This window comes from Geotalea sp. SG265 (assembly GCF_022808985.1).
Classification (GTDB): domain Bacteria; phylum Desulfobacterota; class Desulfuromonadia; order Geobacterales; family Geobacteraceae; genus Geotalea.
The window spans coordinates 105099-119740 of sequence record NZ_JAKZFT010000013.1; the positions used below are offsets into that span (position 1 = coordinate 105099).

Here is a 14642-nt window from a genome sequence, read left to right on the forward strand (position 1 = left end):
TCTTGCTGGGGGAATTATGGAACTGATCTGGGACCCGACATACGAGTGCATGGAGCGGGAAGAAATCGAGCAGTTGCAGCTGGAGCGGCTGCAGGCCACCTTGAACCGCGCCTACAAGAATGTGAGCTGTTATCGCAACAAGTTCAACGAGCTGGGTATAGTCCCCGAGGATATCCGCTCCCTGGCCGATCTCGCCAGGCTTCCCTTTACCACCAAGGAAGACCTGCGGTTGAACTATCCCTACGGCATGTTCGCCGTGCCCCTTCGGGAAGTAGTGCGAATCCATTCATCCTCGGGAACCACCGGCAAACCTACCGTCGTCGGTTACACCAAACATGATCTCCAGACCTGGTCAGGACTGGTGGCCCGGTTCATGACCGCTGCCGGCGTGACCCACGACGACGTGGTACAGATTGCCTTCGGCTATGGGCTTTTTACCGGCGCCTTCGGGCTCCACTACGGTTCCGAGACCATCGGTGCCAGCGTCATTCCCATGAGCTCGGGGAACACAGAAAAGCAGATCATGATCATGCAGGATTACAAATCCACCGCCCTGGTCTGTACGCCCACGTATGCGATTACCCTGGCTGACAAGATGGAGCGGATGGGGGTTGATCCGAACTCCCTCTCATTAAAAGTTGGCCTTTTCGGCGGGGAGCCCTGGTCGGAAAGCATGCGCAAGGAAATTGAAACGCGGCTCGGATTGAGTGCTACCGATAATTATGGCCTCTCCGAGGTGATCGGCCCCGGTGTCGCCGGTGAGTGTCCGCATAAATGCGGCATGCACATCTTCGAGGATGCTTTCATTGCCGAGATTATCGACCCGGAAACCTGCCAGGTGCTGCCGCCGGGGAGCGTCGGCGAACTGGTGCTGACGACCCTGACCAAGGAAGCACTTCCCATGATCCGCTACCGCACCCGTGACATAACCTCCCTGGACTACAGCAAATGCGCCTGCGGCCGGACGCTGGTACGGATGAAGAAAACCATGGGGCGCAGCGACGACATGCTCATCATTAAGGGGGTCAACGTCTTTCCATCCCAGATCGAAGAAGTGCTCTTTGCCATCGAGGGGTGCCAGCCACATTACCAACTGGTGGTAGACCGGGTCGGCGCCATGGACGACCTGGAGGTGCGCATCGAGGTCACGGAAAACATCTTCTTCGACGAGATGAAAAGGCAGCGTGCTTTCCTGGAGATGGTGGAGAAAAAGATCGCCTCCATGCTCGGCGTCGGAGCAACGGTCAAGCTGGTGGAACCGAACAGCATTCCACGGCAGGAAGGCAAAGCCAGCCGGGTCATCGACAAGCGAAAAATCTGAACCGGCTCTGTCAATTAGCTACTAAAGTAAGTCCAGAAGCGGCTTTGCAAGGCAAACTTCCAAATTTGCCCTGTAGGGCCGTTTTTCTTTTCCGCCCATGGGGAAGCCTGAACCGATTTGAAGAGCATTTTGGGCAGACTGCCCCAAACTGACCACTTATGTCCGATAAGATATATTATGTAAAGTACGATATATGATTGAGGTTTCTTGTCCGTTCGAGTGTGTGTGTTATCAATTTAAGCAAAAGTGGACAAGAAAAAAAGCCCGTGCAGAAAATCTGCAGGGCTTTCAGGGCTTGCGGTTGCTTTGGCTCTATTTGAGCAGTGTTATCTTGCCGTCGTCCAGATCATACTTGGCGGCAACAATCTTGACCTTGCTTTCGGCAACCAGGTGCTCGATGACTTTGGATTGTTTGGTCAAGGCGGCGGCAACTAGTTTCACGTTGTCGTCTATGGCGGTTTCCACCAGTTCCGGTTTTGATTTGCGGGCAGATTCCTTCCTGGCCTGTTGCACTGCCGGAGTTATGGCACGGACAATCGAGCCCAGATTTCCTTCTGCTTTGCCTTTTGCCTCAACCGCAGCGGTTACTGCACCACAGCGTTCATGGCCAAGAACCATGATCAGCGGTGACCCCAGGTGTTCCGCTCCGTATTCGATGCTCCCCAGGATAGCCGGATCGGCAACGTTTCCGGCAACGCGGACGACGAATATCTCCCCGAGTCCCTTATCGAAAATTATTTCCGGCGGCACGCGCGAATCGGAGCAGGAAAGAATGATGGCATATGGTTTCTGATGCTTGGCCAGGCTTTCACGGGTGGTCAGGTCGCACAGTTTATGCCCGGTCATCTGATTGGAAACATAGCGCTGATTGCCATCCAGCAGGCTCTTCAACGCCTCGTCGGCAGTCATGGTGCCTTGGCTGTCGGCGCCAATGACAAGCGTTCCGGTCAGTGCAATCGTAACAACAGCGATCCAGATTACTTTCAACAACCTCCCTTTATCCATGGGAACCCTCCTGAAGATTTTCTCCAGAAAGTAGCATTAAAATATTTGAAAGAAAATAAATTTAATTTAACGCCGGTTTCCCAGCAGGCGCAGCAGCATGAGAAAGAGGTTGATGAAGTCCAGATAGAGAGTAAGTGCGCCGAGGATGGCCGGCTTGCGCCCATGTGCACCGCCTGCGGCCATGGCCTTTATTTTCCAGGTGTCGTAGGCTGTCAGGCCGGTAAAAACGATGACGCCGATGGCGGAAATGATCCACGACGCGGCGCTGCTCTTGGTGAAGATATTGACCACCGAAGCGATGACGATGCCGATCAGCCCCATGAAAAGGAAGCTCCCCCAACCGCTCAGATCCCGTTTCGTCACAGTCCCATAGATGCTCATGGTACCGAAGGTGGCGGCGGTGATAACAAACGTCGAGCCGATTGATTCGGCGGTATAGACGGCGAAGATGGCGGACATGGTGACGCCGTTCAGGGCGGCATAGAGCAGGAAAAGGCCCGATGCGGCAGCGGAGCTCAGCCGGTTGATGGCGCCGGAGATGGCTACGACCAGACCCAGCTCGCCCAGGATGAGGGCGTAGAATACCAGACGGTTGCCGAAGATGACGTTGAGCATGGCCGGCGAAGAGATGGTGAAAACGGCCAGCAGTGCGGTAACGAAAAGTCCGCCGGCCATCCAGGCATAAACCTGCCTGATGAGGGTATTCTGGGCGATGGCGACCTGGTCGGCGGTGCGTGGATAATTGATGTTGAAGTCTTCCATGTTCGAGCTCCTTTCCTGTTGTATGTGCTGAATAAAGTGATGATTACTCACCCATGGCGGCGCCGCGCATGGCACCAGGGGGTCTGATAAACGCCGAGAAACGCTCCTGCAGGCGTTCGGCCTGCTCTACATGCCCGGTGCTCCGCAGGATCTCAATGACACATTCCGCCGTGCAGAGGCAGGATTCCTTCTGATTCTTTCTCAGGTTGTAGCGCGACAGACCGTCCGGTTTGAGACTGATCCGCCTGACCTTGCGCAGGTATGGGCTTTGCTGGTGGATTTTGCGGGCCTGGTTCCAGGTGCCGTCGATGAAAATGAAGCGGGAGATGCGGGACAGGTCACCATTACTATCTTCAACTTCGACCGGCCCGGGATAGACCAGCGCCACCCCTCCCCTTTCGATCTCCTCCACCAGCCCGGCTGGCGGATTGATCCGATCCCAGCGCACCACTTCCGCAGCATCCCCCATAACCTCCATAACGAGGCGCCCCGTATTGGAGCGCTTGCCTAGTTCCCTGAAATGGGTCAAAAGGGTTATCTTCATTATCTGGAAAGTATCATGGATTACAGGATTCAACAAGGGTATCGACACAGTGACCGGGCAACGTACAACCTTAACGGGCGCGTCGGGAGCGATGAACCCGGGACTGAGCTGCACTGGGACGTGCCTCCTTTGCTGAATGGCCTGTGGCCGGTTGTGCCGCCTGTTTTATCTGGGGCGCAGCAGTGGTCTTGGCCGGCTGCTTTGTCCTCGGCTGTTTCCTGACCTGTGGCGTTCTCGGCGGCCGGGCGAATTCCGCATCCTGTCGAGGTGCCGGCACGTTATAATCGAAGCCTTCCACCAGCCGACGCTCCAATGGGGCTCCGAGGGTCTTTTCTATGGTGCGCACCATTGCCGCATCATCCGCCGTTACCAGTGTGAAGGCGTCGCCGGTTCTGGAAGCCCGGCCGGTGCGGCCGATGCGATGGATGTAGGTTTCGGCCTTGTCGGTGATATCGTAATTGACCACATGGGAGACCTGGCTGACGTCGATGCCGCGGGCAGCGATATCTGTGGCGACCAGTATCTGGAACGAGCCATCACGAAAGCCCTCCAGTGCAGCCTGCCGCCGGTTCTGGGAAAGATTGCCCTGGAGCGATGCGGCCCTGTAGCCCGCTTTTTCCAGTTGCTCGCCGACACGTTTTGCCCGGTGTTTCGTCCGGGTAAAGACCAGCACCGACTGCTTGTCCGTGTGGCGCAGCAGCTCCAGGAGCAAAGGGGTCTTGAGGTGCTGCGCAACCGGATAAATGGCATGGCTTACCGTCACCGGCGGTGCCGTCGTGCCGACCTGCACCGTTACCGGATTGTGCAGGATATCCGCGGCCAGACGCTTGATGTCGGGGGGCATGGTTGCCGAAAAAAGCAAGGTCTGCCGCTTGCTCGGCAGTTGCCCAAGGATGCGCCGAATATCGGGAAGAAAGCCCATGTCGAACATCTGGTCGGCCTCATCCAGAACCAGTACCTCAAGATTGGCCAGATCGATGGTTTTCTGCCCCATGTGGTCCAGAAGCCGCCCGGGACAGGCAACAACGATATCGACCCCGTTGCGCAGCTTCTGTATCTGCGGTTTGATGTTGACACCGCCGTACACGGTGGCGCTCCGCAGGCGGGTCTGTTTCCCTAGCACGGCAATGCTCTCGTTGATCTGCTCGGCCAGTTCGCGAGTCGGCGCGATGATCAGGGCTCGGATCTTCCCTTGTGGCCCCTTAACAAGCCGCTGCAGGATCGGCAGCACGAAGGCGGCTGTCTTACCGGTGCCGGTCTGGGCCAGCCCCATGACGTCGCTTCCTTTCATGACGGCAGGTATGCCCTGGGCCTGGATCGGCGTCGGCGTCACATAGCCTGCCTCCTTTACTGCGGCACTGATCGACGGGTGAAAATTGAAAGACTGAAAATGCATATAAATCCTTTTTTCCAAAAAAAAAGCCGCGGATTTCTCCGAGGCTTTTTCTGCGTTAACGAAGTACTGATGCGTTAAATTCTGGTGACGTTTGCTGCCTGAAGGCCTTTCGGACCTTTGGTGACTTCAAACTGAACCCTATCGCCTTCAGTAAGGGACTTGAATCCGTCGCCGGTGATAGCGGAAAAGTGGCAGAATACGTCTTCGCCATTTTCCTGCTCAAGAAACCCAAAACCCTTGCTGTCGTTAAACCATTTTACTGTTCCGGTTACCATTCGTTACTTTTCTCCGATTTCTTTACTGCTTGATATTGTTGTCCGGCACAATCCGGACCAAAGGTACCTTAACAGCATTGTTCGTACCGAGTCAAGCTAAATAAAAAATTTCTCAATTTTTTTTGCCGATGCAAATGGCCGGCAAGGAACGCTACATGACGCCGGTCATGAGATTGACCGCCTTATCGGCGATCAGCGGTTCGGTTGCCTTGACATAGGCCTGGAAATGGGACGAGTTCATGTGGCGCTCAAGAGCCGCCATGTTTTCCCAGTTTTCATAAAAGATAAAAACGGCTGGGTCATTATTGTCCCGGTGCAGCCGGTACTCGATGCAGCCCTGCTCCTGGCGGGTCGGGGCGACCAGCTTGATCAGCTCCGCCTCTAATGCCTCGATGGATTCCTTTTTTGCCGTTACCTTGGCAATGACGGTCAGCTTCGCCATGATCACTCCTTCTCACCGATTGGGATGACGGTCAGTATACAGAATTCAGCGGTAAGTTCAACAGGATACCAGCGCGACATCCTCTCTTTCCTGAACAGCCTTCCTCTACCTGATTTCTGCAATAGGGCACCATCGTTCAGGTGTGCCCGCAGCGGCGCGCGGTATAATTTACACAGGAGAAACTTCGTGCGCGAGGGGAAAAAGCAACAATTGACGCTGCCGGAAGTGGTGACCCACATCCTCGAGGAATGCCGGATGGTTCTGCCGGGCATCCAGGCACTGTTCGGATTCCAGTTGATTGCGGTATTCAACCAGGGATTTGCCGAAAAGCTGACGTCAATGGAGCAGTATCTTCACCTTGCCGCCATCGGGCTCGTCGCTATCGCGGTAGCGCTCGTAATGACACCGGCCGCATACCACCGCCAGTCCAGCCCCGAGGAGGCGACGGCTGATTTCATCACCATCTCAACACGGCTCCTGCTCTATTCCATGTTCCCCCTGATGCTGGGCATCTGTCTCGACTTCTACATCATCGCCACCGTCATAACCCGTCATCATGCGCTCAGTGCCCTATTAAGCGCGCTGCTGCTCAGTATCTTCTCTGCCCTGTGGTTCATGCTGCCGTGGCGGAAAAAGAACTGAAAATCCATTGTCAGCAGTTCACTTGGCCCTTTACCGCGAAAACCGCCCCTTGATGAATTCCATCCCTTTCTCCATCCATCCCCCCTCCTGGACATTGCCGTCAGGGGTAAGTTTGTCCACGAAATCAGGCAGGTGACTGGACAGGTGCCCGGCGGCTTCGTCCTCGGAAACCCCTGCCTTGGCAGCAAGGTCCCTGACCTTGTCGTTACCAAGTCCTTCCCTGACCTGGTCCGGAGAAATGGGCTTGTTTTCTCCCCTGCCGACCCAGGAGGAGACGATGTCTCCCATCCCTTTCTGCTGGAACGAGCCGATCAGTCCCTGCAGTCCGCCCGATTCCCGGCCGGAAAACATCTCCATCACGCCGCCTAGAAGTTTACCCTTTGCATCCAGACCACCAGTCAGACCACCCAGTTTACCGGTAATGTCATCCAGGATACCCATGATTGACCTCCTGTTCCGGTTTTGCAGGTTTTTTGGGAGCAATTGAGCCCAAGCAGGCTATAAGACAATTGAAACAGCAGTCGGTGATCTGTCAAACGGGAAGATGGGTGGGGGTTGCTGCAGGCAGACAGCCGGTCACTTCCGGCCTGGGACTGGGTAGAGCGAGATTTTAGCTGCTTTTTTAACTTTTTCGAAATGGGCATCCAGTGTGGCCAACGGGACGCCGGCTTGTGCGGCAGCGGTGGCGATGAAGCAGTCGGCAAGACCGATGGTTTGTCCCGAGCGGCGCAGCTTGAAAGAAAGCCGTCCGGCTGCAGCCCATAATTCCGTGTCTTCGGAAATAAATTCGAAGACCTGCGGGAAGTCTGCGAGTACTGCAAGCTCTTTATCTGATTTTGCCCCCTGCATAAGTTCGGCAAGGATGATCCCGGTGCAGCAGACCTGTTCTTCGTCGATCAGCCGCGTCACCAAGCTGAAGCAGGGCTCATGCCTGCGGAAGAACTCGATCCAGACGGAAGTATCGACGAGAACCTTAGCCAAGGCGGTGGTCTCCATGTCTCAGTTCATCAGCCTCCGCTATGAACTCCATCTTTCCGGCCATGGCCTTTATACGTGCTGCCTTGCGCAGGCGTATCTCATCCCTGACAGCGGTAACGACAGCTTCAGTCTTGGTCTTGGCGTCTACCAACGACATGAGTTCGGTTAAAAGGTCCTGCGGGAGGGTAACTGTTGCACGTGCCATAAGAGTCTCCTTCATTTCACACACATAATTATACCTATTATGTGCTCAAAGCCAACACAAAAAATCAGTGATTATTCATGGTGGTTTGACACTCACCGTTTTTCATTGGCTTTGTTTTCGGCGATTTCCATCCTGGCGACGCTTGCCAGGGGAAAGATCATGACTCCCCTGCCCTTCTGGTACAAGGCGCAGTGAGTGGCGGAGGTTTGGATGAGGTGGCCAGTGTAGGTGTCGAAGCCTTTGGATGGGTTGGTGATGAGGAGGGTGGCGCGGGAGGAGAAAGGTTTGGTGCTGGGTTTGCCGGAAATAATCTCCTTGTGAACCTGGCGAGCGAGTTCGTCGCCCCGCTCGCCTGCCCATAAATATGTCACAGCCATAATGGGGACTGAGAAGATCAAAGCTGAAATTGCCATGAGAAAAAACCACAACCTAGTAACAAACCTGTCGATACCATCACTTATATGCACATGTTCAACAACCTTTGGTTGTAACCAATCAGCTACATTTTTGATGGCCAGTTCCAACTTTCGTTGTATGACTCGAAGGCAGCACAGCATTGCTAAAAACATAAGCCCTACAGCAATAAAGAACACAATGGTCACATAGTCGAGCAGCACTTTAAAAAACACCAAAATATAGGCCATAATACCGCCTATAACAGATTGTTCCTTAGACAATGAGAACATGTCCGCAGGCAATCCCCAGTATAAGTTATAAGCCCCATAGTAGATGCGCCCGTAATACGAAGCAACTGCAGTTATAAGTGCAATAGCTAGCGCCGCAATGGAAGCATACTCCTTCCAGTCTCGCTTGGTTGATTGCGGGGTTGCAGCAGTATTTTCAGGATTTGGGATCTGTTCCATTTAAACCTTCCTAAAGCCGCCATTCACGGCGGTGTTCTGCAAGATATTCCTGTGCCGGCCACAGATCGTTATCTTTCGGCCCGATAATACCACGTCCGGTGAGCGTCAGCAGGAATCCAGGCGCATTCGGCTGCGCGGAAATATGGCGGGAGGTAATGACTTCATAGCATTCCGACACCCCCATCATCCCGTTGTCAAAAGCCCAGTGGCAAAGCCTGCACAGTGCCATACTGTTGCGGATGTCGTCATTTTTACTTTTGCTCCAGGGAACTATGTGCGCCGCCTCGACCACCGTGTATTGCTCCGGCGTTATGATCCTGACACCGCACAGGGCGCAACGGTGGTCATAGGTGGTAACGACCAGCCGACGGAAGCCTTGATCTCGGGCAATGGAGCGGTAGTTATCTGCCTCGACGATCTCCTTTACCAGTGGCAGATGGGATTTCTCTTCCAAAATTCGGCTGTAGTCGTAGGCTTCGCGGTTGATGATGGATTGGTCCCGTAGTTGAGCCTGCGCTTCTGGTGAAAAGCAGGAAAGAAGCAGCGCTTCCCGCAGTGCCTCTCTCCCCTCCCAGGTCTGCATTACCTGGAAAAGATTTTCATCCAGCTTTGCGCCGAGGGCGTATTTGCGGAGATAGCTGACGGAGGAGGTGTTGTTGATGATGGCGGGGGTGATTGTCTTGTCCGGCAGGGGGACCAGTTCCCAGAATGGTTCACGATCCAGGCGGGAGAAGGGAAAGGCAATGCTGCTGGTTTGGCCAAGGGGAACAACGCGCCGCCAGTAGAGGTTGAACAGTTCGTTGAGCTCGATCAAATCGCCAGTGACGTCGATGAACGGGGATGTAATGACACCGCGATGCACCAGGTCCAGCACCGCCAGCAGCAAGATCGGCTTGTGCGGGGCCTTGCGCTTGCTGACCTCGGTCCAGATCCCGCCGGGGGCGCGGGAGAGGGAGGAGAAGATTTTGAGGGAGGTGGTGAGATCGATCATATTCCGTAATGTAGAAATCTTGTGTCAACTCTCTTGTAAAAGATTATTTTTTGCCAGCAGGCGCCTAAAGTTACCCCAAATTATTGCCCTTACTTCATCTGGAGACACATCCCAAACACTCGATAAATACTTCTCGACATCAATCACGTCCCAGGGTCGGATAGAAAACTTGCCGTTTTTCACATACGGGCCGTCTGACTCAGTTAGAATGCGATCCCTTGGTATTTTTTCAATTATTTTGACGCCATTTTCAGACCGTATCATAGCAGGATTAACGGAAAAATAATGACCTTGCACTATTGTCTCATTAAGTAATAAAGGAGTTCCCGTAAACCAGTGAAAAATAGCAGCCGAAATATTGAACTCTGTCAAAATATCCAGCACTTCAGACTCCGCGCCCCTTGAGTGTACAGAAGTTACTTTATTTTCACCTGACAATTTTTTTGCGATAAAACGAAAAGTTTCAGTTTGTATTTCACGAGTTTTTTTCCCTTCTCTTGAAAAATCCAAACCTACCTCGCCAACAAATGACGTAAGCGAAAGATGTTGTTCAAATAGCTTTAGTTCTTGCACATGCTGAATGGCTGCAAGTGGATGAAGACCCATTGCAAGGCGTATCATCTTGAAGCCTCGAACATGAGGTAATCCTGCCAAAAAATGACTGGGTAAATTAGTCATAGCAATTGTGAAAACGCTTTTTCGTTCAGCATCTTTTGCTATTTTTATCGGAGTCTTGTATCGATCTATATGACAATGTGCATCTAGCATATATTATCCCTGCTTACAAACCAGCTAATCGCTTGATCTCGGTTGTCGCCTTGTCTCTGAGTAGGTTTCTAATTTCGCTCATCGCTCTTTGAACCATCATTGAATATGCAGGCAGTTTCGTAGCATCCAAGCTACCATTGGTCATTAACAATGATGAAATTTCAGATAAAGAGGCATTGTTTTTCAAAAATGCTAAGCAAGCACGAAGGTCATTTGGCTTAATACCATTCGCATTGATATTCACATCGCCAGTACAAAAGTTATCTCCATATAATTCATTATCTAACCCAATCGTATGCAGAGCAGCTCTGCGATAGATACATGGCATGCAGCGCCCACAAGATTTGGCGTCGCGATTTGTGAAATATCTTCTGTGCCCCCTTTTTGCACATGAGACAGATAATCGCGCTAATTCGTTAAGAAGTTGCGGATTCAGACATTGACTTACAGCCTCACCCTTTGTTTTTTCCTCCAACGGGTTTGATATGGCATTCAAGACACCCAACCCAGTTAAGATTCTCCTAAGTTTTACAAGATAATACGGATGGGCAGTCCGCGTACTACAAGAGCCTCTGCGTGATGGGCTTAGAGGGACATTTAAAGCGATCGTACCGTTTTCCGGTATGAGCATAGGCACGTCACGCCCAAGAGCGGAGGCAACATAAACGCCGAGTGCAATAAATACTAGAGATCGGCTTCTTAAAGTGATCTCAGACTTACGCTCCAGATCGTTCCTGTGTCCGATGCGTACTTGAATCAAATCAAAACGATCTGGATATGCTCGTTGAATTCTTGGCAACAATTGTTCTTGGTCGGATTTTGGCCCCTTCATCTGTTCATCATAATGACCAACTGCTACTAAAGAACCGTCTGTATTCTCACTTAGCCAATCTATAGCGCCTATTAATGAGTCAAGCCCACCTGAAAACAAACAGACTGCGTTAGCGGTTGGTTGCAAAGCTAAAGCTTGTTGAACTGGTTCAATAGGTGTCCCTGTTTGAGCATAATAATTAACGTCCCATACATCACCAGTTAAGAATGAAAGGCAGCTATCCAGTTCTGATTTGCCCAATCTCCAGGCTTCAACATCAGAAACTGGTAGCATTAGCGAATAGTTCCGAGTCCATGAGTCATCTGCTGTTTTTCGAAGCAACTTCTTGTCCATCGAATAGACGACTGCTGCAAGTAGTAAAAAGTCTATAGCTCGCGAATTTGTCTGCGTGAGCGATGCCAGATTTGAAAAAGTTACATCAAGTTGACATAAACAACTACCGTCATCTTTTAACAATCTTACAGGCTTAAAGCCAGAAGCGTTAGGGCGTCCGTTATATTGAATTTCAGCTCTTATATTCATTCCGCCCCTCCAAGTATTTCTAATGTAGTTTCCATTATGTCCGTAATCATCGACGTTCCATCAGGGCCGTTCCAATCAATATTTGTTAGATCACGTTCCGCTGTACGATTAGTAAACGTTGAATTTATAACATCTCCGATTACTTCAAGGAATGAATGTGCCTTTGCCTCACCAACTCTCTGAACAAGGCGCTCAAAAAAAACTCGACAGAATAATTCATGCAGATAAAAGCCGAAAAATTCTTCCAGCAATGGCTCTAATCTATCCACCTGTTGGATTAGAATCTCCTCAAGCCTCTCTGGTGTGTCCGCTTCAGCAAAATACCTCTCTTGCAGCTTGGACAGAGCCATTCTAGCATCGACATCTTCGATGGTACTGGAGTCACCACCCAAACGATCGAGAAGTGCATTTAGAACTTCTTGAACCGGCTTACCAATTAGATCCGTCCAGCCAAATCTACCTAAAGAATCTGATAACCCATGCGTGCCAACAGCGGAAATAAATGAAGCTAATCGCCCTGCAATATTTCTCGCAGCCCCTCCTGTGGCAATAGCACCACCGCCCGCTCTACCTCTGGCACGACCTGATAACACACGTGACCCACCATTATGATCGATAAAACTGCTTATTAATTTCTTCGACTTAAAGGAAGAGATGGTATCCTCTTTTGCTAGTCTAGTTACTTGACCTTTGATATCAGTCCAAGAAGGTGGTGCGCTATAACTTTGCGAAGTTCCCATAAATCAACGCTCCTTAGGTTTAATAGCTCTTTGAACTGCTCGACCAACTGGCGTCGTTGATCTAGATAGGTGCTCTATGGCTGGCTTTAAAATCTCCGTGAATCTTGGTTTAGCATTAGAAACGGTGATGATATCCATTCCTACAGCAGGATTAACTTTATCTAAAGGACACTGTAGCAAGCAACTCGCCATAACCTCAGCAGCTTGATCAATGTCCGCTTCAATCAAGAATCGTATTGCATCAAATCCTATCTTTTCGCCAGGTTGTCTCAATATTTGTTGGCTAATCAGAGTCAATAGATTGGCTATCTCATCAGGGTCGAGCGTCTGTGCTGTTTTCATTGCCGCATTTCTTTTGGGAGCTAGACCAGAAACAAGATCATCCAATACCCTTCTAACAACAGGAGAGACCATGGCAACACCAGAAAAAGTAGTTTCAAGTCGATCACGCGCCACCCAAAAATAATCGCGTAAATCGACATCACGAAGCCGTGGCTCGGTAACGACCCACCTACGGACAGCTGCCGTTGCCCATTTGGAGTCTTTCTTTACTGCATCTGTACTATCGAGGGTTGCCGCAGCACCCAAAATTGCTTCTTCAAGCTCTGCAAGTTCTTTTGGATAACCGTTTTGCTGTGATTGCCAAGAATATACTTGAGCAAAAAGTTCTGGGTGGACATACTCCAATATCATTAGCTTCACAAGCACTGAGTCCTTTATGTTCTCCAATCTGGCTACGTAAGCTAATTGTTTACGCAACATCAAAGCATTTAGGAACCGCTTGACTTGTCTCGGATTTCCTTTCAACCCATCTGCAATTAGAGGAGCAATACTTGCAGAAAATGCAAGAGCATTTGAAAAATCTGATTCTAGCTCCGGAATGCCTAAAGCAGTTCGCGCATCAAAATAACCAAAACTTGAATATCTATTTGTTGATCTTTTTTCGTTGCAGGCCTTTATGCAAATATTAAATTGCTCTGCTTCCAAATGCTTTTGACAGAACAATAAGGTCATATAGGTTTCTATTTCAGTTGAAGATAGTCTTGGTAACGAATATGGTACTTGTACAAGTTTTTCAAGGTAATCTTTTACCAATCTTTGAGTATCTTCATTCTTAATATTGTCGGTTGAAAATTCTGCATATCTATTGCGAATTGCATGTTCGACTATGCGAGGATCAGCTCCAATAACAAATGCAGTTTGCTCAACACTCAAGAAGAGTTTTACTGCTTCAAGATTATCAATGATCCGCTCTGGCGTACATCTATCCAGATCATCAACAAGAACTACTAGACTTGAAATGCCTCCGTCTGAAAGCATTTTTTTGAACTTTTTCCTAAAAGTCCTAATATCTAGTGTTTTCTTATCTGTGGATTTCTCCTTCAAGAGACCTTTAGTGTCTGGCTTCTCTTTTTCTTCCTCCTCATCATCACAAGATTCAGGTTTTGACGAATCAGTAAGACTGGACAATCCGCTACTCAATGCTATTGCTGCTGGAACAGCAGTCAATCCTCCTGATGCAGCAGCTGCAGCTGCTGGAAGTGCAATATATTTAAGACCAAAACGAACCATTCTCATAAGGTCCACTTTTTCTAAAAGAGAAATCGCAGCATCTCTAATTTTTGGACCAAATCGTTTGTGTTCAGCCAGTTCTTTAATTACAGCCGTGAGTAATGCAGATTTTGCATCGTCATACCCCTCGAACAACCAAGTGTTGACGTAAACCACTGCCGTTGTTTCACATTGTTTTCGCTCAGGAGAGCCCTCTGGCCAGTTTTCTGGTTCAAGGTCCCATTCCAACATCTTCATTATACTGGTCTTGCCGCCCCCCCAGTCACCAAATACGCCTATTGTTGTTGGCAACATAGCTGGATTCGTTATCACTGTGCGCACAAGATCAGAGTGAACTTTAAACCCGAGCAGATCATTTTTCGTTTCATTATCCGGCCACATATTCAACTCCTAATTCAGTAAATTAAAGCTAAACAGTTTGATTACTCCGGCCAGCTACAACCTTAGTTTCACTACCCACCACGCCGATTATCCTGAGGAAAACTAGGGACACTCCCCCTATTTATATAATTAGCTTGGTGGATTCAAATTGCAAGTGCACCACGTGAATTTTGAAAGAAGACTTCGTGTGGTGTCTGGTAGTTAAGGCATTTTCTGGGTCGATGATTCACCTTTTCAACTATGAAATGCAGTTCTTCTTCAGTAACTGCGTGAAAGTCGGTACCTTTAGGAAAGTAGAACCGTAAGAGGCCGTTGGTGTTTTCGTTGGTTCCTCGCTGCCAGGCTGCATAGGGATCAGCGAAGTACACTTTCAGCCCTGTTTTTGCTTCCAGCTCTTTGAACT

General features: G+C 50.2%; 18 protein-coding genes. 2 read left to right on the plus strand and 16 right to left on the minus strand.

Features of this window, described 5'->3' with window-relative positions:
* Nucleotides 1–16 precede the first annotated feature (16 nt).
* Nucleotides 17–1321, plus strand: a complete 1305-nt coding sequence (locus ML541_RS14675) for a phenylacetate--CoA ligase (protein WP_243373979.1) — start codon at nucleotides 17–19, stop codon at nucleotides 1319–1321.
* Between the two features lie 312 nt (nucleotides 1322–1633).
* Here the strand turns inward: ML541_RS14675 and ML541_RS14680 are convergent, their stop codons facing one another.
* The 6 genes from ML541_RS14680 to ML541_RS14705 all read right to left on the minus strand — a co-directional run bounded on the left by ML541_RS14680 (nucleotide 1634) and on the right by ML541_RS14705 (nucleotide 5745).
* The gene (locus ML541_RS14680) at nucleotides 1634–2326 is read right to left on the minus strand and encodes a carbonic anhydrase (RefSeq protein WP_243373982.1); all 693 of its coding nucleotides are present in this window, start codon (nucleotides 2324–2326) and stop codon (nucleotides 1634–1636) included.
* A gap of 66 nt (nucleotides 2327–2392) precedes the next feature.
* Entirely contained in the window at nucleotides 2393–3088 is a 696-nt protein-coding gene (locus ML541_RS14685; RefSeq protein WP_243373984.1) for a Bax inhibitor-1/YccA family protein, read from the minus strand.
* 43 nt (nucleotides 3089–3131) lie between these two features.
* Entirely contained in the window at nucleotides 3132–3746 is a 615-nt protein-coding gene (locus ML541_RS14690; RefSeq protein WP_243373986.1) for a tRNA-uridine aminocarboxypropyltransferase, read from the minus strand.
* Complete coding sequence (locus ML541_RS14695) at nucleotides 3703–5028, minus strand: DEAD/DEAH box helicase (protein ID WP_243373988.1); 1326 nt, start codon at nucleotides 5026–5028, stop codon at nucleotides 3703–3705. Before ML541_RS14695 ends, ML541_RS14690 begins: the two co-directional genes overlap by 44 nt.
* 74 nt (nucleotides 5029–5102) lie before the next feature.
* Nucleotides 5103–5303, minus strand: coding sequence for a cold-shock protein (locus ML541_RS14700; RefSeq protein WP_243373990.1), 201 nt, complete (start codon nucleotides 5301–5303; stop codon nucleotides 5103–5105).
* Nucleotides 5304–5454: 151 nt separating this feature from the next.
* The gene (locus ML541_RS14705) at nucleotides 5455–5745 is read right to left on the minus strand and encodes a putative quinol monooxygenase (RefSeq protein ID WP_243373992.1); all 291 of its coding nucleotides are present in this window, start codon (nucleotides 5743–5745) and stop codon (nucleotides 5455–5457) included.
* Nucleotides 5746–5931: 186 nt separating this feature from the next.
* Between ML541_RS14705 and ML541_RS14710 the strand changes: the two genes are divergently transcribed.
* Complete coding sequence (locus ML541_RS14710) at nucleotides 5932–6387, plus strand: DUF6328 family protein (protein WP_243373993.1); 456 nt, start codon at nucleotides 5932–5934, stop codon at nucleotides 6385–6387.
* 30 nt (nucleotides 6388–6417) lie between these two features.
* Here the strand turns inward: ML541_RS14710 and ML541_RS14715 are convergent, their stop codons facing one another.
* The 10 genes from ML541_RS14715 to ML541_RS14760 all read right to left on the minus strand — a co-directional run.
* Nucleotides 6418–6828, minus strand: a complete 411-nt coding sequence (locus ML541_RS14715; protein ID WP_243373994.1) for a YidB family protein — start codon at nucleotides 6826–6828, stop codon at nucleotides 6418–6420.
* 135 nt (nucleotides 6829–6963) lie between these two features.
* Nucleotides 6964–7368: a PIN domain-containing protein gene (locus ML541_RS14720; protein ID WP_243373995.1), complete on the minus strand. Its 405-nt coding sequence runs from the start codon at nucleotides 7366–7368 to the stop codon at nucleotides 6964–6966.
* Entirely contained in the window at nucleotides 7361–7570 is a 210-nt protein-coding gene (locus ML541_RS14725) for a DUF2191 domain-containing protein (protein ID WP_243373996.1), read from the minus strand. Before ML541_RS14725 ends, ML541_RS14720 begins: the two co-directional genes overlap by 8 nt.
* A gap of 92 nt (nucleotides 7571–7662) precedes the next feature.
* Nucleotides 7663–8433: a hypothetical protein gene (locus tag ML541_RS14730; protein WP_243373997.1), complete on the minus strand. Its 771-nt coding sequence runs from the start codon at nucleotides 8431–8433 to the stop codon at nucleotides 7663–7665.
* A gap of 10 nt (nucleotides 8434–8443) precedes the next feature.
* Entirely contained in the window at nucleotides 8444–9424 is a 981-nt protein-coding gene (locus ML541_RS14735; protein WP_243373998.1) for an HNH endonuclease, read from the minus strand.
* Nucleotides 9425–9448: 24 nt separating this feature from the next.
* Nucleotides 9449–10192, minus strand: a complete 744-nt coding sequence (locus tag ML541_RS14740) for a TatD family hydrolase (RefSeq protein ID WP_243373999.1) — start codon at nucleotides 10190–10192, stop codon at nucleotides 9449–9451.
* A 13-nt stretch (nucleotides 10193–10205) separates the two neighbouring features.
* The gene (gene qatC / locus ML541_RS14745) at nucleotides 10206–11546 is read right to left on the minus strand and encodes a Qat anti-phage system QueC-like protein QatC (protein ID WP_243374000.1); all 1341 of its coding nucleotides are present in this window, start codon (nucleotides 11544–11546) and stop codon (nucleotides 10206–10208) included.
* Complete coding sequence (locus tag ML541_RS14750) at nucleotides 11543–12286, minus strand: hypothetical protein (RefSeq protein ID WP_243374002.1); 744 nt, start codon at nucleotides 12284–12286, stop codon at nucleotides 11543–11545. Before ML541_RS14750 ends, qatC begins: the two co-directional genes overlap by 4 nt.
* A gap of 3 nt (nucleotides 12287–12289) precedes the next feature.
* A complete protein-coding gene (locus tag ML541_RS14755; RefSeq protein WP_243374003.1) occupies nucleotides 12290–14239 on the minus strand; it encodes a P-loop NTPase fold protein in 1950 nt (649 codons plus the stop codon).
* Between the two features lie 143 nt (nucleotides 14240–14382).
* On the minus strand, nucleotides 14383–14642 hold a 260-nt coding region (locus tag ML541_RS14760; protein ID WP_243374004.1), incomplete at its 5' end, for an IS30 family transposase.